General features: G+C 45.4%; 9 protein-coding genes. 3 read left to right on the forward strand and 6 right to left on the reverse strand.

Going from position 1 to position 22610, the window contains the following annotated elements; translation table 11 throughout:
* Positions 1-12171: DUF5801 repeats-in-toxin domain-containing protein (locus tag R8N28_RS04920; RefSeq protein WP_318183326.1), on the forward strand; the 12171-nt coding region annotated here is incomplete at its 5' end.
* Positions 12172-12355: 184 nt separating this feature from the next.
* Here R8N28_RS04920 and R8N28_RS04925 read toward each other — a convergent pair.
* The 3 genes from R8N28_RS04925 to yccS all read right to left on the reverse strand — a co-directional run bounded on the left by R8N28_RS04925 (position 12356) and on the right by yccS (position 15312).
* A complete protein-coding gene (locus R8N28_RS04925; protein ID WP_062731017.1) occupies positions 12356-12658 on the reverse strand; it encodes a hypothetical protein in 303 nt (100 codons plus the stop codon).
* An 80-nt stretch (positions 12659-12738) separates the two neighbouring features.
* Positions 12739-12969, reverse strand: a complete 231-nt coding sequence (locus R8N28_RS04930; protein WP_005376575.1) for a hypothetical protein — start codon at positions 12967-12969, stop codon at positions 12739-12741.
* Positions 12970-13158: 189 nt separating this feature from the next.
* Positions 13159-15312, reverse strand: a complete 2154-nt coding sequence (gene yccS, locus R8N28_RS04935; protein WP_005376573.1) for a YccS family putative transporter — start codon at positions 15310-15312, stop codon at positions 13159-13161.
* Positions 15313-15636: 324 nt separating this feature from the next.
* Here yccS and helD point away from each other — a divergent pair, with 324 nt between their 5' ends.
* Positions 15637-17706, forward strand: coding sequence for a DNA helicase IV (gene helD / locus R8N28_RS04940; protein ID WP_053303491.1), 2070 nt, complete (start codon positions 15637-15639; stop codon positions 17704-17706).
* Positions 17707-17783: 77 nt separating this feature from the next.
* Here the strand turns inward: helD and R8N28_RS04945 are convergent, their stop codons facing one another.
* Together R8N28_RS04945 and torT are read right to left on the reverse strand one after the other, a co-directional pair.
* Positions 17784-18239, reverse strand: coding sequence for a methylglyoxal synthase (locus tag R8N28_RS04945; RefSeq protein ID WP_005376571.1), 456 nt, complete (start codon positions 18237-18239; stop codon positions 17784-17786).
* A gap of 64 nt (positions 18240-18303) precedes the next feature.
* Positions 18304-19353 carry a TMAO reductase system periplasmic protein TorT gene (gene torT, locus R8N28_RS04950; RefSeq protein ID WP_081051359.1) on the reverse strand — a complete coding sequence of 350 codons (1050 nt, stop codon included), beginning with the start codon at positions 19351-19353 and terminating at the stop codon, positions 18304-18306.
* Positions 19354-19396: 43 nt separating this feature from the next.
* On the opposite strand from torT, the gene torS reads away from it, so the two are divergent.
* Entirely contained in the window at positions 19397-22360 is a 2964-nt protein-coding gene (gene torS, locus R8N28_RS04955; RefSeq protein ID WP_064369292.1) for a TMAO reductase system sensor histidine kinase/response regulator TorS, read from the forward strand.
* 50 nt (positions 22361-22410) lie between these two features.
* On the opposite strand, the gene R8N28_RS04960 is transcribed toward torS, so the two are convergent.
* The gene (locus tag R8N28_RS04960) at positions 22411-22602 is read right to left on the reverse strand and encodes a hypothetical protein (RefSeq protein WP_005376565.1); all 192 of its coding nucleotides are present in this window, start codon (positions 22600-22602) and stop codon (positions 22411-22413) included.
* Positions 22603-22610 lie beyond the last annotated feature (8 nt).

Raw genomic sequence — 22610 nt, forward strand, 5'->3', positions numbered from 1 at the left:
GGTAATCCTGTCTTCACGTTGAATGTCGCAACAGATGGTACGTACGACTTTACGCTGCAAGGCCCGATTGACCATGCCGCTAACAGCGACAGCCTGACGATTGATTTCCCAATTATTGCCACCGATTTTGATGGTGATACGACCACGGCAACCATTCCAGTCACCATTACGGATGATGCGCCAATCATCGATAATGTTGTGCCTCTGGCTGTAGACGAAGATGATTTATCAGGTATTGGCTCAGACCAAAGTGACGCTGTGTTTGTTGAAGGCGCGTTCACCACTACCCAAGGTTCAGACCGTGTAGTGAGCTACCAACTTGATTCAACGGCTGATCCTGTCGCAGGTTTAACTTCTCACGGTGAGCCTGTTACTTTGGTAGAGAATGCGAATGCTGATGGCAGCTTCACTTACGTGGCTACCGCGGATGGCAATCCGGTCTTCACCATGAATGTTAATGCTGATGGCACATACAATTTCCGTCTGGAAGGGCCGGTCGATCACGCGTTAAACAGCGATGAATTGGTTCTGAACTTCCCAATCATTGCAACAGACTTTGATGGCGATACGACAACCGCGACTATTCCAGTCACGATTACTGATGACGTTCCAACCATCGATAACGTTGTCCCACTAACAGTAGACGAAGATGACCTTGCCTCAATTGGCTCAGACCAAAACGATGATGCGTTTATGTCGGGCTCTTTCACCACAACTGAAGGCTCGGACAGTGTTGTTAAATACCAGCTTGATGCAACCGCAGATCCAGTAGCAGGGTTGACCTCTCATGGTGAGCCTGTCGTGCTTACTGAGACAACAAATGGTGATGGCAGCTTTACTTACACTGCCACAGCAGATGGCAATGCCGTATTTGAATTGGTTGTGAAGCCAGATGGCAGCTACACCTTTACTCTGCAAGGCCCACTAGACCATGCGGTGAATAGTGACAGTCTACAAATCGACTTCCCGATTATCGCAACAGATTTTGATGGCGACACGTCGACGGAAACACTACCTGTCACCATCGTTGATGATAAACCAACCATCACTGATGTAGACGCAATCCGTGTGGATGAAGATGACCTAGCGACGATTGGCTCTGATGGCTCAGATCCAATTTCAATCGATGGCAACTTCACTACAACGCAAGGCTCTGATGGGGTAGTGAGCTACCAATTAGATACTGCTGCAACACCAGTTGATGGTCTGACATCACAAGGTGTGGCCGTCACGCTGACGGAAACTGCAAACGGCGACGGTAGCTACACTTATGAAGCGACAGCAGGAACTGAAGCAGTATTTACGCTGACCGTTAATACGGATGGTTCATACAACTTCACGCTGCAAGGTCCAATCGACCATGCGACGGGTAGTGATGAGCTGACACTGAACTTCCCAATCATCGCGACGGACTTTGATGGTGATACCACCACAGAAACGATCCCAGTCACCATCGTGGATGATAAGCCAACCATTACCGATGTCGATGCAATTACCGTTGACGAAGATGACTTAGGCACGATTGGTTCGGATCAGACTGGCCCGATTTCAATCGATGGCAACTTCACCACCACACAAGGCTCTGACCGAGTAGTGAGCTATCAGCTTGATGCTTCAGCAACACCAGTGGCTGGACTCACATCACAAGGCGTGGCAGTCACATTGGCTGAAACCGCAAATGGCGACGGCAGCTTTACCTATCAAGCAACAGCAGGCACCGAGTCGGTCTTTACACTGACAGTGAACACTGATGGCTCTTATAACTTCACGCTTGAAGGCCCAATCGATCATGCTGTTGATAGTGATGAGTTAACGCTCAACTTCCCAATCATCGCAACAGACTTTGATGGCGATACCTCTGCTGAGACAATTCCTGTCAAGATCGTTGATGACAAGCCGACACTTGGTGGAATCGAAGCAACAAGTGTGCAAACGGTTGATGAGGACGATATCCCAACAATCGGATCTGATGGTACACAGTCGAACAGCATTGCCGGTAACTTCATCGCGACTGATGGTTCTGATGGCATTGTCGAGTACAGCGTTTCTGACCTAACGACGCCAGTACAAGGCCTGACCTCTGGTGGTCAATCTCTGGTTATGGTTGAAGTATCAAACGCAGGTGGCGTTTCAGTTTACGAAGCTCGTATTGATGGCACGACGACACCAGTATTCCGTGTAACCCTCGATGCCTCTGATGACAGCTACACGTTCGATTTGCTCGCTCGTCTCGATCATCCAAATGCTGATGGCCAGAATGAACTGATCATAAATTTACCGATAAACGCGACTGACTTTGATGGAGACGTGTCGAACAACATCACCTTACCAATTACGGTTGTGGATGATGTTCCGACCATTGATGGTTTGCTAGCAGGCAGCGAACAAACCGTTGATGAAGATGACCTACCAGCAGGTACGGATGCTGCAAGTGCAGAAGATACTGTTATTTCAGGTACTTTTGATATCACCGAAGGTGCTGACCAAGTTGCTTCTATTCAGCTGAGTGACCTGACCACGCCAGTTGCGTCACTGACTTCAGATGGTGACGCTATCACCTTAGTTCTGTCTTCTAGCGCAAACGGCGTGAACGTATACCAAGGTGTCGCTGGCAATCCTGCTGAAGTGGTTTTCGAACTGACGTTGGATGCAACGAACAACACCTACGAGTTCGATTTACAGAAGCCGCTTGATCATCCAGATGGTAATCAGCAAAACGAGATTGTTATTAACCTCCCTGTGACTGCGACAGATAATGATGGTGATACTTCACCAGCCTTCACATTGCCAATTACCGTTGTGGACGATGTTCCAGTTGTTACCAATATTGAAAGTCTACGTGTCGACGAAGATGACTTACCTCTTGGTTCTGATGGCACTAAAGAGCCGTTAACGGTATCAGGTGAATTCGAAGTCACTAGCGCAGATGGTATTGATGCTTTCGAATTGGATCTGAGCTCAAATCCTATTCCGAACCTGAAATCGGGTGGAGAAGAGGTAACACTTTCTCAAGACGTTGGCGCTTCAACTGCTGACGCGCTTGTTTACGTGGGACAAACTCCGGGTGGAGTGACGGTCTTCACGTTGACACTTCATCAAGATGGTAAATACGACTTTGAGTTATCTGGTCAGTTAGATCACGCGGTTAACTCTGATGAGATTTTGTTGAATCTACCTGTGAAGATCACGGATGGCGACAACGATACCATCACTGCGACCTTGCCAGTTACGATCGTAGATGACAAACCAACCATTGATGCTATTAGCTCTGGTAGTACCTTGTCTGTGGATGAGGATGATATTCCAAGCCAAGGTTCGGACGACACGCCAGAATCCAATATCATTGGTGGCAACTTTGAAGTTACTGATGGTGCCGACTCTATCGTTAGCTTCCAGTTGGATAGCTTAACGTCGCCTGTTTCTGGACTTACCTCAGGTGGTCAACCGCTTGAGTTGGTTGAGTTTTCAAATTCAAATGGTGTGATTGAGTACCGGGCTTACGTACAAGGTACGACGGATACCGTCTTTAAACTGACGCTAAATGGCTCAGCTGACAGTTATGAGTTTGAACTATTAGGTGCACTTGATCATCCTGCGGGTAACGATGAAAACTCGTTAGTCATCAACTTCCCAGTCAACGCGACTGATTTTGATGGCGATGTGTCCAATAACATCACCTTGCCGATCACCGTGGTGGACGATGTTCCAGCTATTGTGAAAGTGACAGACTCTAGCCAACAAACCGTTGATGAAGATGATCTTTCCGGTGGCTCTGACACGACAAGTAATGATTCTACGGTATTGAACGGCGGATTTGAGGTCGTTGCTGGTGCAGACAAGATTGTCAGCTACCAAGTTTCAGACCTCGATGCAGTCGTGTCTGGTTTAACGTCGAACGGCAGCAGCATCGAGTTGAATCTAGTAGGCACGAATGGTGGAGTAACCAGTTACGAAGCGGTTATTACTGGCACATCAACTAAGATCTTCACGCTGTCTCTTGATGCGAATAATGACAGCTACCAATTTGAGCTGTTGGGACCAATCGACCATGACGCTGTTCAAGGTGAAAACAACCTTGTCATTGATATTCCAATTACAGTAACAGACTTTGATGGTGACACGTCATCATCACTGAATCTTCCAATTACCGTAGTTGATGACATTCCCGAAATTAAATCAGCAGATGCTTTGGCGGTTGATGAGGATGACCTTGCCAACGGCTCTCAGGCAACCAACAAAGACAGCCTAGAAGCAACGGGCAATTTCGATACGGTGGAAGGGGCAGATACCGTTGTCTCTTATCAGCTGGATCTTACTTCTAACCCGATACCAGGAGTCACTTCAGGTGGTCTTGCGGTGACGTTAGTTCAAACCGCGGTAAGCAACAACAACTTTACTTATCAAGGTCAAACACCTGATGGTAACTCAGTGTTCACGCTAGTTTTGAACGCTGACGGCTCTTACAAGTTTACGCTTGAGGGTGCGCTAGATCACTCAACTCAAGGCGAAGATACACTCATACTTGATCTCCCAGTCTTTGCGACCGATGTCGATGGTGATATGGCAGGTATTAACTTACCAGTGACGATTACCGATGATGTTCCAACCTTGCACGATGCATCTATTTCGCGTGTTGAGGGACAAGGCAGTCGCACGGTTCGTTTATTCCGAGACCCTGTAGAGGGGGATGATGACCTTGGTGCTGACGGCGCACAAGTGACTTCATTCTCGGCTGATGATTCAGGCATTTACTTTAAGCAAAACGGTGTTGATTCTGATTCTGTCGATTTGAACGGCAGCGACCAAGTCGTATTTGTTCACAAGGTTCTTGACGGAGTGGATACTGAAATCGGTCGTTTGGTTGTTCGAACCGATGGCAGTGTGTCATTCCGTCCGAATGACGATCTTGACCATACCGAAACCGACTCGATTGATTTCACCATCAACGTTGTGGCAACCGATGGTGATGGCGATATCGCAGATGCCGATGTGGATATCTCGATAAGAGACCGCAATGCGCAAATTGACACGTCTACCGTTACTGCGTTCGAAGACCAAGGGCGTGATGGTGTCGTTGTGGGCGTTGACTCTGCAAATACTCAGGACAACTTGTCGACGCTGGATGTTAGCCCTGCGAAAGTCGACTTGGTTATCAATTTACATGATATCGACCGTAACGAGAGCTTAGGTGACATCACTATTCGAGATGCTGATACTCACAACGGTACGTTCTACTACAGAGACGGCAGTGGCAACTACATTGAATTAACATCTGTGGGCAATACGGTTGTTCTCGACGCATCAAATGTTGAGCAGTCATTCAATGGTGAGCTTGTCTCGCTAGATAACTTGTACTTCGTACCAGATCGTCATACATCAACCGATGCTTCTGGTATCGATCCTCGTATCCGCGTGGAAATTCTTAACAATGGTACGCCAGATCATACGATTAATGGTCGTTTAGACATTGAAGTTGCTGCCGTTGCAGATATTGCAACGTGGACGGCAAACAGTGAATTTAACTACTCGGTTGATGAAGATGGAAACAATGTCGCACTTAACATCACGGCTGAAACCCAAGACACTAGTAACCCTGAAGGCATTGTGTACGAGCTTGTCTTTACACAAGGAGAAGGTAACGCAGAGTTAGTCTATTCAGATGGTAGTGCGATACCAAAATCCAGTGGTGTTTATCTGGTGGATGCAAGCCGAATTGATGAAGTTCAAGTTGATCCGATAGATAACTTCTCGGGCGAAATCAGAATTGATGTCACCGCTATTACGACGGAAAACAACAATCCACTGCTTGGGAAAGATACCGCTCGCTCAGAAACCGAAACCATCATTATTGATGTAAACCCAGTTGCGGATAAAGGTAGTTTTACTGTAAACCGAATTAATGTGTTTGAGGATAATGCTCGAACTCAAAATACGGTAGACCCTGTCACTGATCACGACCCACTCCAATTAAGTGAAGTGATCACCATGAAACCATCAGCGGACTTAGATGGTTCTGAAGCGTTATTTGTACGCATTTCTAACTTCTCAATTGATGGGGTTACTTTGGTGTGGTTGGACTCAGCAAACCCAAGTCAGATAGTAGAAGTGACCGACTCAGGCGGCAATGTACTCTATTACGAAGTGCCAGAGTCTGAATTAGCGAACGTCGAAGTTCTTCCTCCGTTGCACAGCAATGATGACTTTACTTTCAATGTCGAAGGCATTGTGAAAGACACAGCATCATTGTCTACCGGTACGACAGAAGATGTGTTGTCACTGGGCAGTAAGACTGTCATCGTTGGTGTAAAAGGTGTTGCTGACATACCAGACACGGTATTAATTGACGCGGGGAACGTTTGGAACCGATTCGTAGACGGAGATGTGGCCGGGATAGAGACGACTATTGAAGAGAATGGTGTTGTAAACCTCAACTTCTCGGTTGTATCAGGTGAAGTTGCCGATAGACCTCTGGATGATTCAGAAGCCATTACTGTTATCCTGTCCAACATCCCCGACGGTGTTCGTGTCGTAGATTCAGACGGTTCAAGCGTTGACCTCACCTTTGTTGGCTATGATGGTAACGGTCAACCGATTTACGAAGCAAACATCACTGGGCTGAATTTTAATTCCGGTATTCAAATTATTCCAGAAGCCTCTTCAACCGAAAACATTGCGATTACAGGGACGATCATTGTTACCGAAAATGATGGTCATAGTCGTGTGATTGAAAGAGAGGTAAGGATCAAGGTCGAACCCGTTATTGACGCTCAAGATAACTACGTTGTTCGATCGGAGGGAGATGAAGATACGCGCTTTGACATCGATTGGAAACCGACGCTCGTACAAAGCCCTGATACCGATGAATTCTTTAGTGATGTAACCATCTCTGGATTTCCTCCAGGCAGCACGGTCTATGTAGATGGTGTGGCACAAGCGCTTGTTTCTGGAACACTAACGCTTTCACCGCAAGCTGGTGAATCAGAGCAAGATTTTTCCGCTAAAATCTCTCAAAGTGGCTATGTTCAAGTCCAGTTGGAGCAGGATTCAAGTACTGACTTTGACTTGACCACGACCGTCACTGTGAAAGAGATTGACCATGAATATGTTGACGCTTCGAATCCCGGTGAAGGTATCGCTGAGAAAACCATCAATGGTACGGTGAATGTCCAAGTTAATCCAATCGTTGAGCCAGAGGATAATACGGGGGCAATAGATGACCAAACCCGTCTGCTTGTCACTGAAAGTGGTGGTGGTGCTACCGATATCGTGAAGTCAGATGATCAAGGTAACATTGACTTTACGATCAACACTTCTATGGGGGGCGAATCTGGCGCTCATATCATTAAATACCAAGAGTTTGATGCGTCTTCAGATGAAGTGGTGACTCAACTTGTTGTTCAATTTCACAATGTGGACCCTGAGATCCTCAACCAATTGGTTATCGTCGGTGCACTAAATGAAGGTGGAGGTCGTTGGACAGTAACCAATGAAGACAACTTCTCAATTAAAGCGCCGTCTGGACTTGATTTAACACCAAACGATGACAGTGACGATGGCGATAACGGTGGTCTCTCTCAAATTGGCTTAACCATTTACGCAGAAGTAAATGATTTGGGCGAAGATTTGGGCAACGAAAAAGATGCGACGGTCGTGCGTCAAACGGATGTGACACTAGAGTTTCCAACCGTCCTCACACCGAAAATGAGTGTAGCGGCAGAGATTCAGGTGGCTGATGATGTCCAAATTCAAGCGTTGGAAGACAATTCTATTAACCTTGGTGCTCAGTTGACGTCGAAAGTCGATGCGATTAATGCAGATGGTGTGGAAGATGTCTTAACTATTATCGTCGACCCGACAGCTCCTGGCATTCCTCCTGGTTTGGTGATCACGGGGACGGATGTTGATTTTGTCAATGGTAAATACGTGTTCCAAGCCCATATCGATGCGAGTGGAAATATTACTGGCCTTGATGGCTTGACGATGCACTTGGCAGAAGATTACGCAGGTGATTTCGAATTACCAATTCGGTTTGTCACTAAAGACACTGAGTCCGGTGATGAAAAAGAAAATAATGTCCAGTTTCCAGTTCAGGTTTTACCGGTTGCAGACGTTCCGAGTTCAGCCGGGGATCAGCCGTTGGATAGCGATGTCACACCGAATGTAAAAGTAGATATCGTTGGTACTTTCGGCTTGGATGCAAACAAACAACCTGTAACTGATCTAAATAACGACGTTCCCACGGCGGATGGTGTTGGTTACGAAGATGGCTTAATCCAACTTAACTTGAGTGTTGATTTTGCCGATCAATTTAACAACACTCAAGGTGGTCGAGAAACACTAACGAACATCAAGTTAGAGCTTGATGACACAACATTAGGTGAGTTTGTTGATGCCAATGGTAACAGCTTAGGAACCAGTATTGAGTTTAATGAAGCTGAGATTTTAGCTGGTGCGCTTGACAATGTTCTGTTTAAGCCAAAAGAAAATTACCCCGTAGGTGGTGGCCAAAATACCGTCAAGATTAATATCGAGGGAGAAATTACTGATGAAGCTGTGTTTGATCAGTCTATCTTGAATAACTCTGGCGATAATATAGATGTGAGAACCTTCACTGACGATGTCACATTTGAAGTTACGCCAGTCGTTGATGACATTACCATTACAGGTGCCGATCCGACGCAGCCAATCACGGTGATTGGTGACGAAGATACTTTAATTTCGCTGAATCAATCGGGCTCTGGTGTTTCGATCAGCCTGAACGATAATGACGGTTCTGAGAGTTTCGTTTCACTCAAGTTAACGGGGCTTCCTGATGACTTTATCGTTAAATCCAATTCCTCTGATTATGTTGTTAAGAACAACGGTGGGGGCGAATGGAGTATTCAACTAAAAGATCTCACTCAGACGTCCATTGACCTGAGTGACATCCAAATTAAACCGCCAAAACACTTTAGTGGCGAGGCTGAGATAGGTATTACGGTCTTCATTCAAGAGGAGTTGCTACAAGTTCCAACGGAACGAAACAACAACTTTACGCTTATTGTCAATCCTATTGGTGATGATGTTGATGTGAACCCCGACACTTCGGCTGCAGGTAATGAGGGCGAAGACATTGTTATTAATGTAAATGCGTTAGTGGTTGATAACAAAGAGTCCATCGGAGATGGTGCAAACTACCAGGAAAATGATCCAGAGACGCTGAGAGTTGAGGTCTCCAATGTCCCTGATGGGGCGAGTGTTTCATTACCTGATGGGACAGTGTTTACTGACCAAGGTGGCGGCATTTTTGTCTTAGAAATCAATGCTCAAGACTTGGATCAAGTGGTGTTTAATTCTGGGGATCGCAACGATAACTCATGGGATGGTTCGCTGCATTTCAAAGTGCAAGCCGTTGATACTGGGCTCGATGGCAGTCAAAGCTTGGGCTCCGCAGAGGAGTTTGATGTCACTGTTGATGTTGAAGCAGTGAACGATCGTCCAGAGTTCGTCAATACCGTGGATGTGGAAACACCAGAAGATACGCCAATGCTGCTTGATGGTTTCAGCATTACCGATATTGATGCCGTACTCGATGATCCGAATGCTGAATATGTACTCAATGTGAACGTCGACAGCGGTATCTTGGAGCTTAATCCAACGCTCATCGCTACTTACAACCTAACCGTGAGCGGTGATGGTACGGACTCCGTTGAACTGAAAGGTACAGTGGCCGATCTAAACAATGCCATTGCAGACGGTCTGATTGAGTTTAATCCAGACCTGAACTTCTTTGGTGACGTTCAGGTGGACGTGACAGTCGATGACCAAGGTAATGAAGGTATCGTAATTGGTGGGGTAGATGACACCCTAAATACCAACAGCAGCAGCTTCAATATTGAAGTGACAGCGGTGAATGATACCCCAGAAACTACGCCAGTGACGCTACCGGATATTGAAGAAGATAGTGGTGTGTTCTCCATCTCTGAAGCGGATCTTATTGCGAATGCGACAGACGTAGAGAACGATAATCTCACGGTTAGCAATGTTCAGTTAACGGATCCGAATTCGGGCAGCATTATTTTCAACAGTGGCACGGGAGAGTGGGAATTTACCCCTGCACCAGATTACAACGGTCCAGTTGAAATCACGTACACCATTACAGATGATGGCACGACAAATGGTGCATCCGATCCTAAATCGGTTAACGGCAGCGCATCGTTCAACGTAACGGAAGTCAATGATGCTCCAACGACGTCTGAAGTGACACTTTCTGATATCGCAGAAGACAGTACGGCGGTTGATATTACCCAAGCTGATTTGTTGGCGAATGCGTCTGATATTGAAAACGACACCTTGATGGTGAGCAATGTCCAGTTGGTTGATCCAAGCAGCGGCACATTGGATTTCGACAACGTAACAGGTACATGGTCATTTACTCCTGCGCCTGGCTACAACGGCAAGGTCGATCTGACCTACGACATTACCGACAACGGTACAACGAACGGTGTTTCAGATCCTCAAACGGTGTCAGGAACGGCGACCTTCGAAGTCACTGAGGTGAACGATGCACCGGTAACATCAGAGGTAACGTTGAGTAGTACCGAAGAAGATGGTGGTTTGGTAACTATTATGGCTACTGAGTTGCTGAGCAACGCAAGTGATCCTGAGTCAGACAACTTGACCGTCGATAATGTTGCGTTAGTGGACCCAACTTCCGGCACGTTGACTCAAGTGAGTGCGACAGAGTGGACGTTTGAACCCGCAGCAGATTTCTTTGGTGACGTTAATTTCACTTATGAAATCACAGATGACGGAACCACTAACGGCGCTCCAGACCCAATTACAATCGCGGGCACAGCAGTGTTGAATGTTGAAGCGACCAATGACGCACCTGAAATCACTGCAGCGTCGGTAACGGATACGATCAATGAAGCTGATGGCCAGAAAGTAACGGGTATTAGTGTGAGTGACGTCGACTTTGCGGGCGCACAAGCAAATGAAAGCATGACCGTGACTCTTACAGTTACCGAGGGCGACCTTCGTGTCGAGCCGCCAGCAGGTAGTGGTGTGACTGTTGGGGCGGGGATGGCTGGTGAAATAACCCTAATGGGCACACCAGATAATATTAACTCCGTTCTTGGAGCAACAGACGCTTCTGAGGGTGTATTTGTGGATGCAGGAGATGTCAACGCAGCTTCAATCACTTTATCGGTGAAAGTCGAAGACAACGGCGTGTACTTCGAAAATGCATCGGGTACCGCATTGGAGGCGAATCAAGACTTCACTATCAATGTGACACCTGTAGCTGATGCACCTACATTGAGTATCAATCCTCAGTTTAATTACATTCGTCAAATTGCGGCTAGCCAAACCGCGAGCAGTCAAGGTTTAGCGATTGTCGGAATCATGGCGGCGCTTACTGATGTTGACGAGGTGCTGTCTTTGGAGCTAACGGGCGTACCAGCTAGTGCTGAGGTAACAAGTGGCGTTTCTCCATCAGGCATTAGCTTCGATGGTACCACTTGGACAGTACCAAGCGATGAAATTGATACGCTAGAAATTGTCGCAACAGATACTAACAGTGGTATTGATGTCGGTTCTTACGATATTTCGCTTACGGCGATATCAACGGAATCTAATGGCGATGAAGCGCAGTCTTCACCTGTCCAAATTAGTTTGGATGTGAGTAGTGATAGCGACGATATTGACCAGTCAACCGCAGTGGACGACAGCTATTTAGTCGGCGGAGACACAGGTACCAACTTGATTGGTGGAGACGGTGACGACGTTATTCTGGGTGGTGATGGTGATGACGTGCTTATCGGTGGCTTAGGCTCAGATATCTTAACGGGTGGAGACGGCAGCGATATCTTCAAGTGGACGGTAGATTCCGTTGATGAAGGGGCAGTGGATACCATTACTGACTTCACTGTTAACGAAGACAGTATCGATTTACGTGAAGTTATCTCTGATCTCAATAACTCAATGATCGACATGGATGATCTGCTTGGTCACATTTCGGCAGACTACGATGCATCGACGGAAAGTGTTTCTCTGAACATTACGACGGATGCAAATGTTCAACAGACTATTGTCGTGGAAAACTTAGGTACTTCAATCGACTTCAACGGTCTCAGCTCCAACGAGATTGTAGAGTCATTGCTGAACAACGGTGTTATTGATAACGGATAAACCTGTATACAACATAAGAATGGGCGGCTCTGATAAGCCGCCCATTTTTTTCGGGAAAGCTTGATTTTAAACAGGAGATATTTGAATCGAAATAGAAAGCAAGAACGAAGCAAAGGGGTTATCTTGTTACAACGTTATAGTGATAGTTGGAAATTAAAATAGCGATAATTTGACGTTAAATCGCCTAAACGTGGATGTCTAGCAAGCTGCCAATGATTTCATTGTTTTTCTCTATGACAGACGCGCCAACTCGGTTATAACCAGCGGCTTGAGCTAGGTTGATGAGAAATTCAACTTTTTGAGAGGGAAGGCTAGGTGTTGAGGCTGTTATTGCGACATCCGCAACCGCAGCTAAATCGATGTTGTGATCAGAAAGCTCTTCTTTTACCTTACTTACATTATTGCTAATGCCATGTGCAGCTTTCTCGGCCATTTGTTGTGACATCTGAACGATGTGGTATCCAGATTGAATTCCCGATACAGGCATATCACTACTCCCAACATTATGATAGTGAGAGCATAGGTGGAGTTTATAAAACGTTCAAGTGTTTTATATCAATGACTTGATTAGGCAAACAGTTTGGCAAGCATTTCTCTTTCTTCACCAGATAGAACCGGTTTTTGCGCTTTATTTAGTTTCACGCTGATCTCACCTTGTAATGACTTTAACTGACTTGCCGTTAAATCACTGAGCTTTTGTTTAAGTTCATTAAATTGTTGTGCGTTCATCTCAATACCTTCGTCGTGATTCGGTTTATCCGTCGTTGCCCGAAATTCTTCATCCTTTGGATACAACATATTTATTCAACCAAAATAGATTAGAATTTGATCGATTGCTTTTTGTCCGAATATTGTCAAGGTGTGTTAAGTGATACGTCAGATTTTTCCTAAGAAGGTACATAATTACCCACTTTGGGGTAGGTGGAAACGTAAAAATAAAAAGGGAAGCGATATAGCGCTTCCCTCTTACATATGGTTTGAATGTTACTAACTTACTCTGACGGCAAACTTGCTAGCAAGTGAATGAAGCTCTGGGAGCATGCGATAGATAAGATGGAGTTGTTGCAATACCATGCGGGCAGAGCTGTCGTCTTCATCGCGCCATTCATTTAAGCGTTGCTCGAGTCCAGCATCATCAATATTAGATAGGTCACACTCCTCACAATGCTGGTGAAGCTGTTTATGAAGTACATCCAGATGTTGATGAATACAACGGTGAGCATCTAAAACGAGTTTATGAATTGACTCATCTTCGATGCGAGTTCTGTGCGCGCCTAATGCAGAAATATAGTTCAACATTGCGTGATTTAACGTTAGGAAGCGAAAACTTTCATCAACAGCTGCGCGATATTTGCCAGGCTCCGCCAGCATCGTACTAATCGCAGAAGAGAGTGAGGCATCATTATTGTGGGCCTGGCGGCGAGCGATACGGTAACTCAAATTGTCTTTCTTGCCGATTCTATACTGACCAATGATCTGATCGAGATACTGCTTGTTTGCCTCTATCGCATCCGACATAACTTTGTGAAGCCTTCTCGACTGCCAGTCGGGCAAAATAACTAATACAGCTCCTACTGCAAGTACACACCCGATGAGGGTATCTGCTAGTCGAGGAAGGACAACTGCGTAACCTTCACCTAGTTGATTAAATAAGAAGAGGACGAGCAGTGTAATAAAACCAGTCGCGTACCCATAGTTGTTCATCCGGAAGGCGAAAAACATCACACCAGAGATAACGATAAATACTAACTGGCTTTCTTGAGAAGGGAAAAAAGTCAGCAATGGTACACCAATCAACAAACCAGCTAATGTACCTATTACTCGCGCCGTCAATTTTTGGCGAGTGGCACTGTAGTTCGGTTGGCATACGAATAAAGTGGTTAAGAGTATCCAGTAACCTCGGTCGATGTTGAATATTTGAATGATTCCATAGCCAATCGTTAAGGCAATTGACATACGTAATGCATGCCGAAACAGCATCGAATCTTTGTGTAAATTTGCTGATATACGCTGCCACATCGCTTTTAGCGTGTGTGGGTTGGTATCGGCGAGGGTATCTTCTTCTAGGCCTTCGACATCTGGGTTGTTAATGTTATTAAGTTGTTTTTCTACCGTCGCTAAGTTGTTGAATAAATATGTTAACTGCATCAGAAGACGTTTCCAGTGCCCTTGCTTTTGTTCTTCTAGATAAGCAAGAGAGTTCTGTACTTCAGCTAATGCCAGAATAGATTGATCGGTATGGGAGTATTCATTTCCTAGCTGAATGGCTAGTGCAATATCACGACACGCTTGGGCTTGAGACTCCAAAAGATATTTAAAACGAAACAGCACATCAGAACGTTCAAATTCGGTCGCTAAATCCTGATAGCGATAATGGCTAGAACTGACGCGTTCGTGAATGTCTTGAGCGATGAAATAAATATTTAAAAATCGGTCACTAGGCCCATCAATGTGACCCCGTTTCGATCGGTTAAGTAATGTGGTTTTACAAGCGTTTAGTGCCGTAACCGTGGCAGCATTGCATTTTGCAGCTTCAATCCGTAGCGGTTGTGGCGTCAAGTTGGTCACAGGGTGAAAAAGCTTGGCTTTCGCATCAAGATAATTCGCCATTTGGAAGAACACATTGGCTAAGCTTTGTTGCACCGGTTGAAGAGGCCAAAATATCTGCCAAATCATGGACATGAAGTAATACCAGGCGGCACCAGTTAAAAGCAGTAGTGGCTGAAACCAAATGTTGGTGCTTTCATGTGCGCCAAGCATAGTATAAATAGCGATCAGCAACGAACCAAAAGCAATACTCGCGTACTTAGGACCTATCGCCCCAAGAATGATGAAGCCGAAGGTTGAGATAAATAATCCCAACGCAAAAGCCCAAGGGGTATCGAACAAGATTTCAATTGAAAAAGCAGCAAGCGCAAAACAGAGAAAGGTGAGAATCAGAGCCTTGATGCGTCCAGTGAAACTGTCATCACTTTCAGCCAAAGCAGCAGCAATAACGCCTAATATTAATGGCGTTATCAGCGTGTTTTGCTCGAAGTACCAAGTTGGGATAACCACACCCAGTAAGGTAATGAGGATAAGAACGCTGTAATTTATCGTCTTGTTTGCCCAATATAGCCGAAATTTAGAAGTTGCTTGCACAGTGCGCCTTATGTTTCCGATGAAGAACAGGGGGAATACTACCAGACCCACTATAGCGCGTTTATGATTTACTTTAAGAAAAATTCGTGGTTGCTGATAAAATCAGCAGAGATGTCATTGACTTATATTAAAGCTGCCAGGTCATGTGTTGAGGATTGTAAAGCCAGCTTCAAATAACCTCAGCTTTAGGTTATTAAATCGACAGTAATGTGAATTTTATTAAAGAATAGAAGAAGAAGCTTACTTAGGTGCTCGCAGTTGCTACAATTTAGCGCCTTAAAATGATATAAATCGACAACTTCTAAACTAAAAGGCGCACGTTTCATGCAGCTTACTGCCACTAGCAAAGCACAGTTTTTTATTCAAAATGAGTACCATCAGGTCGAAATAAAAGAGAACAGTGTTTTATTAAGCTCGATAGGCAGTGAAGAACATATTCCTTTTACGATCTGGAATGGCAAAGTTAGCGTAAAGCGTGGGTTATTATGGAGCTCTTTACAGTTTTTTGCTCATGAACACGAAGGCAAACAACAAAGCTGGCTAGTCCAAGGTTTACCGTGGCCACAATGCCGAAAGTTCGCGCTTGAGGCCGTTCGTCAATATCAAGAGTGGCACAACACTCAGTGCCGAAAACTGGCTGAGTATCTACCTAAGTGGGAAGAAGAGCTTTACAAACTAAAGCACTTGCCTGCTTACTTATCGCATTCTCAAGTGGTCTCCTGGGTTGAAAGTCTTAACCAAGAGTTAAGCGAGATGAAAACCACCCTAGAAGAAGCCAAAATGCGAATGCCGAATCGTATGTCGCAAATAGAGCCTTGGCTCATTGATACCTCTGAGGCGCTTGGTGAGCGTAATCGCGATTGGCTAGAAGCAGAACGTCCAAATTGGGAAGTGCTGTTTAATCAAATTGAATCCTCTCCTTTGAATTTATCCCAGCAATATGCGGTATTACTCAACGACGACCACAACTTAGTTCTTGCTGGGGCCGGCTCGGGCAAAACCAGCGTTTTAACCGCACGAGTTGCCTATTTGTTGCAAAGCCATCAAGCTCAAGCAGAAGAGCTTCTCATGTTAGCGTTCGGTCGTGATGCGGCGACTGAAATGAAAGAACGCTTAGTAGATAAAGTGGGCATGGCGGCAGACGGTGTGCGCGTAAACACATTCCATCAGTTGGGTTTGTATATTCTTAAACAAGTCGAACAGCAACCTGTCGAAATTAGTCCTTTAGCGTTGGACGAAAATCAACGAACAGCATGGTGTGTAGACTGGTTGAAAAAACATTGGATGACACCCACCAACTTTAAACGTTGGCAAAAACATTTAGACAAATGGCCGATTGCGTACCTAAAAGGGGATGATGAGTTAGGAAGCCATTCAGAAAATCCAAAACTGATCGCTTGGCTAGATTCGCAGCTGTCTCATTTAGCGGCGGTGGGCTTGACCAAAAAGCAAGTACAAGAAAAGCTCGTAAACCACCAAGACTATACGCGTTTAAATAGTGAACTCGCCTTATGCTGGCCATGTTTTACAGCGTGGCAGAAAATGCTTAAAGAAAGCAACCAAGTGGATTTCCCAACCATGATCAGTCGTGCGACAGATTATGTGAATAAAGGGAAGTTTGTCTCGCCATGGCGCTTTATTATGGTCGATGAGTATCAAGATATCTCTCCAGATCGTCTGGCATTGATTGAAGCACTGTGTGAATCCACTCAGAAACAAGCAGGTGCCACGTTATTTGCTGTTGGCGACGATTGGCAAGCGATCTATCAGTTTGCAGGAGCGGATGTCGATCTTATCACTGGTTTTAAAGAACGCTTTGCTCACTCAACCGTCCATCACTTAGATACAACTTATCGTTTCAACAATCAGATTGGTGATGTAGCGAATACATTCGTGCAGCAAAACCCATCGCAGTTGCCGAAAACATTAAACAGCCACAAACAACGCAAGCAGAAGAGCGTACATACCGCGCCGAGCAATCAAGTGGAAAAGATCTTGGACCACTTGAATCAACAAGCCAAGCAAACCAAGTCAGTTTTATTGCTAGGACGTAACCATTATCATAAGCCCGATTTGTTCGACGATTGGTTGCGACGTTTCCCTAATCTCGATATTCGCTTTATGACTTGCCATGCGAGTAAAGGACGCGAAGCTGACTTTGTGATTATTCTTTCTGTGGATGAGGGGCAATTCCCCGCTAAGAAGAAGCAAATTCACATTGATGGTGCGTTGACGGAGTCCAAAGACAAATTCCCTTACGCAGAAGAGCGCAGGCTATTTTACGTGGCGATTACACGTGCGAAAGAGAAGGTTTGGATTACGCATACTGGTGCGGGATCTGCATTCGTTCAAGAGCTCGTTAATGGTGACTATCCCATCGTGACTTCTCGTTAAATGCAACGTTTAGAATGTTAAAAACAGTAAAGGCGATACTTGGTATCGCCTTTGCTTTATTTGGTTAGCATCAAAGCTTACATGCGCTCAGCAAGATAGGCTTCGTAATCCGGCACTTCGATGTCTACTTCTTGCTCAAGAAGAGGGGAGTTAAACAGGAACTTAGCGGTGGCTCGGTTCGTTGCTACAGGAATATTCCAAACACTAGCAATACGAAGAAGCGCTTTAACGTCTGGGTCGTGAGGTACGGCATTCAGTGGATCCCAAAAGAAAACGAGAACGTCGATTTTGCCTTCTGAAATAAGAGCGCCTAGTTGTTGATCACCGCCCATCGGACCACTGATCATGCTCTTGATCGCAAGTCCAGTTTCTTTACTTAGCATGTGTCCTGTCGTGCCAGTTGCGTAAAGGAAGTGACTCTGTAGCTTTTCTTTGTTTTCTTTTACCCAGCGAAGTAGCTCAGGTTTGCAGTTGTCGTGAGCAACCAAAGCCACATGTTTATGGGTTGGCATGGTACGAATGGTTTTTTGCATCAAGATGTTTCCGTTTGTATGATTTTAAAATTGTTGTGACTCAATAGAACACGTTTTTGGTCTTTCAATCAACAGCCTTAACACGGAATGTCGGCCTATATTCTGACGGAGATAACGATTCTTCGATCGTGTCGTCATGAAGCGTCTTCGGAGTCAGTGGTTTGATGGTTGGTGAGGCATGTTTGTCATACGTTTTACCTCTTAAGTAATGCGTTGCTTGCATCATGGAAAGCCGACCTTGCTGCACCATTTTATCTGTTGGTGCGAAGAGCACTTTGTTACGTAACAGGCCTCGATATACACCATGACTTAAGTACACAGAAACTAGACCGATCTCCTCAGCTTTGCCGGCACTGCGCAGCTCACTGATGGCCGCTTCAATCGCCACTGCACTGCCAACAATGTAATCTATATTTCCCATATCGATCACACGTTGAACTAGGTTACGTTGTAACTCCTTGTCGTTGTCTGCCCAAAATGAGTCAACAATGTTGATATCACTTCCTTGTATCGCTTCATAGAATCCGGCAGTAACGGGTTTCGTACCACCACGAGTTCGCGGCCCCAAAAGTAAGGCAATGTTGGTTTTTCCTGACCCCTTTGGATGGCGAGCTGCCAAATATTGACCCGCTTCGTATCCCATCCAATGCCAGTCAACACCGACAGTCCCTTTTAGCAACTCACTTTGTTCTTCATCCAAGTCGAGTTGGTTCACAGTAGCAAAAACGGGAGTATTCCCTACCCAATTTTTAAGTGAATGCTCGTAAGCCTGTGGGTCCACGGTCCCAAGGATAACTGCATCTGCTCCCCATTGGTTACACAGTGCGAGTTGTTGTTCTTGACGGGTTTTGTTTGGGTAGCCGCCCGCTTCAAGAACTCGTAGCTCGACACCTTCTCTTTTCGCTTCGGACACCATTCCATAGTTTACTGACAACCAGTATGAATCCTTTAGGTGAGGGTATATTGCACATATTTTCTCTGCGGCAACCGCTGGCAAAGAAGCAACGAGGGTTAAAGTAGCTGCAGAATGTTTGAAAAATGTGCGAAATGCGTGTTGATTTTTAACCATGAAATGAAGTTCGTTGGCATAGATTAAGTAAACACTGCAAAATATAACGTAATATGTCGCTGAACACGAACATTAAGGTCATGAAAATATGCTGCTAGCAACTGCAAGCATCGGTCGTAAACTTTTGTTGTCTTTCATTGCGATGGCAATACTGGTCATGTTATCGGCACTTATTGGTGTGTCTGGATTTTCTTTGGTTGCCAAAACCGAAAGAAATGTCGTGGATTCTGCGATTCCCGCCATGATTGAGGCGAGGCAAGTCTCTGAGTTGAGTACTCGTATTATTTCGTCTGTACAAATGTTGTCGAACGCAAGAAACGAGCAGGAAAGAAAGGAGTCAGGGCGAGTGCTGTTCGAACAGCTCGAGTCTTTACTCACTCACATCAAGGAGCTCGGGAGTGAGTCGTTCGATTCTCAATTGTTAGAAGCTTTAGAGAATAACGTCCAGAACGTTATCGACAATTTGGCAGAACTCGGTGTTTCGGTTGAAAAAAAGCTGTGGCTTGCAAAAGAGATAGATACTCGTGTTGAAGAAATGCGTCTGCTCAGTGAAGAGCTAGAACAACTAACTCGTACGCAAGTTCAGAATACAAGCACCATTGCTGTTGCTAACGTCACGCATATTTATGACTTATTAGAATCGAATAAAAAATCGCAAGTTTATCAGGCGCTAGATGCACTGGTGGAGGTCGATCTTGATCTGACTGAGCGATTACATGAACTGCACTTGTTGGCCTTTAAAATGTTGAATCAGATTGAAGAGGCTCGGACATTAACGAATATTGAGCGAATTCAACAGGTTCAAAGTGATTTCGATAGCAACCTCAAAATCATGCAACGCCGTGTACTCGCTGTGGAAGATCCTACGCGCTCTAAGCAAATGAGCCAACTGCTCATAGAGCTTGGTAAGCGTCAGGTCGTATTTTCTATACTGATGCAGCAATACGAGAATAACGAACAGTCACAACAACTGATGCAAAAGACATTAGAGTTGTTCTCAGAGCTTAATGGCACGGTCAACAAATTGGTTGATGATTCAAACAAAACCACTACCGTCGCTGTAGACCAATTGACCAGCACACTGAAATTCGCTCAGTGGTCTTTAACCGTTATTTCAATTGTTGGTTTGATTGTATTGGTGCTGATTTTATGGCGTGTGGTGTACCTTTCTGTTGTGAAGCGGTTAGCTGAATATTCCGCTGCGTTGCTGTCTGTGGCGCAGGGTAACTTAGCGGTTGAGTTGGAAGTGAAAGGCAAAGATGAGTTGGCGCATATGGGGCAGGCCATCATCACGGCTCGTAATACCGCGCAAGCACTAAAAGTGGTAGCAGAGGGTGAAGCTCAAGCCAAGCGAGAGCTTGAGGAGCATAAAGAGCATTTAGAAGAGCTCGTTGAGCAGCGCACTTCGCAGTTAAAACAAGCAAACCGCCGTTTGAATGAAGAGGTTTTGAATCACGCTAAAGCTCGCAAGCAAGCAGAGCAAGCGAGCCGAGCAAAATCGGCATTCTTGGCGACGATGAGCCATGAGATAAGAACGCCAATGAACGGAGTGTTGGGGACAGCACGCTTGTTGATTGACTCAGGCCTCAACCCAATTCAAAAGCGTTATGCGGAAATCATTAATCGTAGTGGTAAAACGTTGCTCGCGATCCTTAATGATGTACTGGATTACTCCAAGATTGAAGCGGGGCATTTAGAAATTCGTCACATGGGCTTTGATTTACACCAAATGGTGGAGGACACTTTCCAGTTAATGAACAGTCGAGCACAAGAGAAGAAGCTGCTGTTCTCCTACCATATTGAAAGTGATGTTAGTCGCTACTGGAAAGGGGATGTCACCAGAATCAGTCAGGTGCTGAACAATCTCGTTGGTAACGCGATTAAGTTCACTGACGAAGGAGAAATTGATATCTACGTTAGCCTGAACCCTGAGGACGAGTCGCAAGTCCTGTTTGAAGTATCAGACACTGGAATAGGAATTGCCAAAAAATACCAGAGAACGTTGTTTGATGCCTTCACGCAAGCTGAAGGTGGGATGAGCCAAACTGGAGGCACGGGGCTTGGACTTGCCATCAGTAAGCGAATCATTGAAGCGATGGGCGGTGTTTTAGAAGTCGATTCCGAAGAGGGAAATGGTAGCCGATTCTGGTTCTCTATTCCGTTAGAGGAAAGCGAACCTGTTGAAACAGGAACCGTGGCAACCGCACGTTGCAAAGTGAAAGCAAAGGTCTTGCTAGTAGAAGATAATGAAGTCAACCGAGTGGTCGCGGAAGGTTTTCTAGAAAGCATGGGGCACCAAGTCGTGATGGCAGAAAACGGCTCACAAGCAGAGCAACTGATCAGCACACAAGATTTTGATATCGCTTTGGTCGACATCAACCTCCCTGATTGTGATGGAACTGAGTTGATCCAACGCTTAAAGCGGATTGAGTGTGATAAGCCGGCCAATAAAGCGCTTGCCGTCACGCCAATGATTGCAGTGTCTGCGCACGTTTTTGCGGAAGAAGTTGAGCGCTATCTAGCCGCTGGTTTTGACGGATACTTGCCTAAGCCATTGGCAAAAGAGGCACTCGCGGCATTGATTCAGGATGCGCTAGACGGAAAGCCGTTGTTGTTGCCACAAAATGCCGACTGTACCCCGTTTGATCAAATTTCGCCTCAAGAACAAGAGCTACAATTAAAGGTCGTTCAAGCACCTAAAACAAAGGAACCCGATGTGGTTATCATTAATCCGAGCGTGATTGAGTCCGATATGAAAATCTTGGGCAGAGATAAGATGTTGCACATTATTAATCTGTTTAGAGCCACCAGCACCGATGTATTAAGCAAGCTGCAAGCGTCTGCTGAGGACAATGATAGTAAAGAAGTAAAGAACCTTGCCCATAAATTAAAGGGCAGTGCAGGAAGTTTAGGACTAACTGCGCTAATGAACGCTTGCCAAGCAATTGAAGCCGCGCCTCAACCTCTAGATACCTATAATGCGACTAAAGATGATTTAGTTTCTCAAGTGTCTGCATCAATTCAAGCTCTGGATGAGTTAATGGCGAAGTAATCCATCGAGCATTGAAAATAAAAAAACCTCCGGCTTTCCGGAGGTTTTTTCTATTCGGTCATGTCATCTTCCCACTCGAATCGAGTGTCTAGGGCATAAGGGTCATCATCAAAAGGATGTTCCACTTTGCCACGTAAGTATTCGAGTTGATGCTCAAGCATATTGACCGTTTCGTAGTCTCCCTCAGAACAAGCAACGTAAATCTGTTGTTCAAGAGCGGCAATGTTATCTCGGATACCCATGAGAACCC

Source organism: Vibrio sp. Vb1554 (assembly GCF_033344235.1).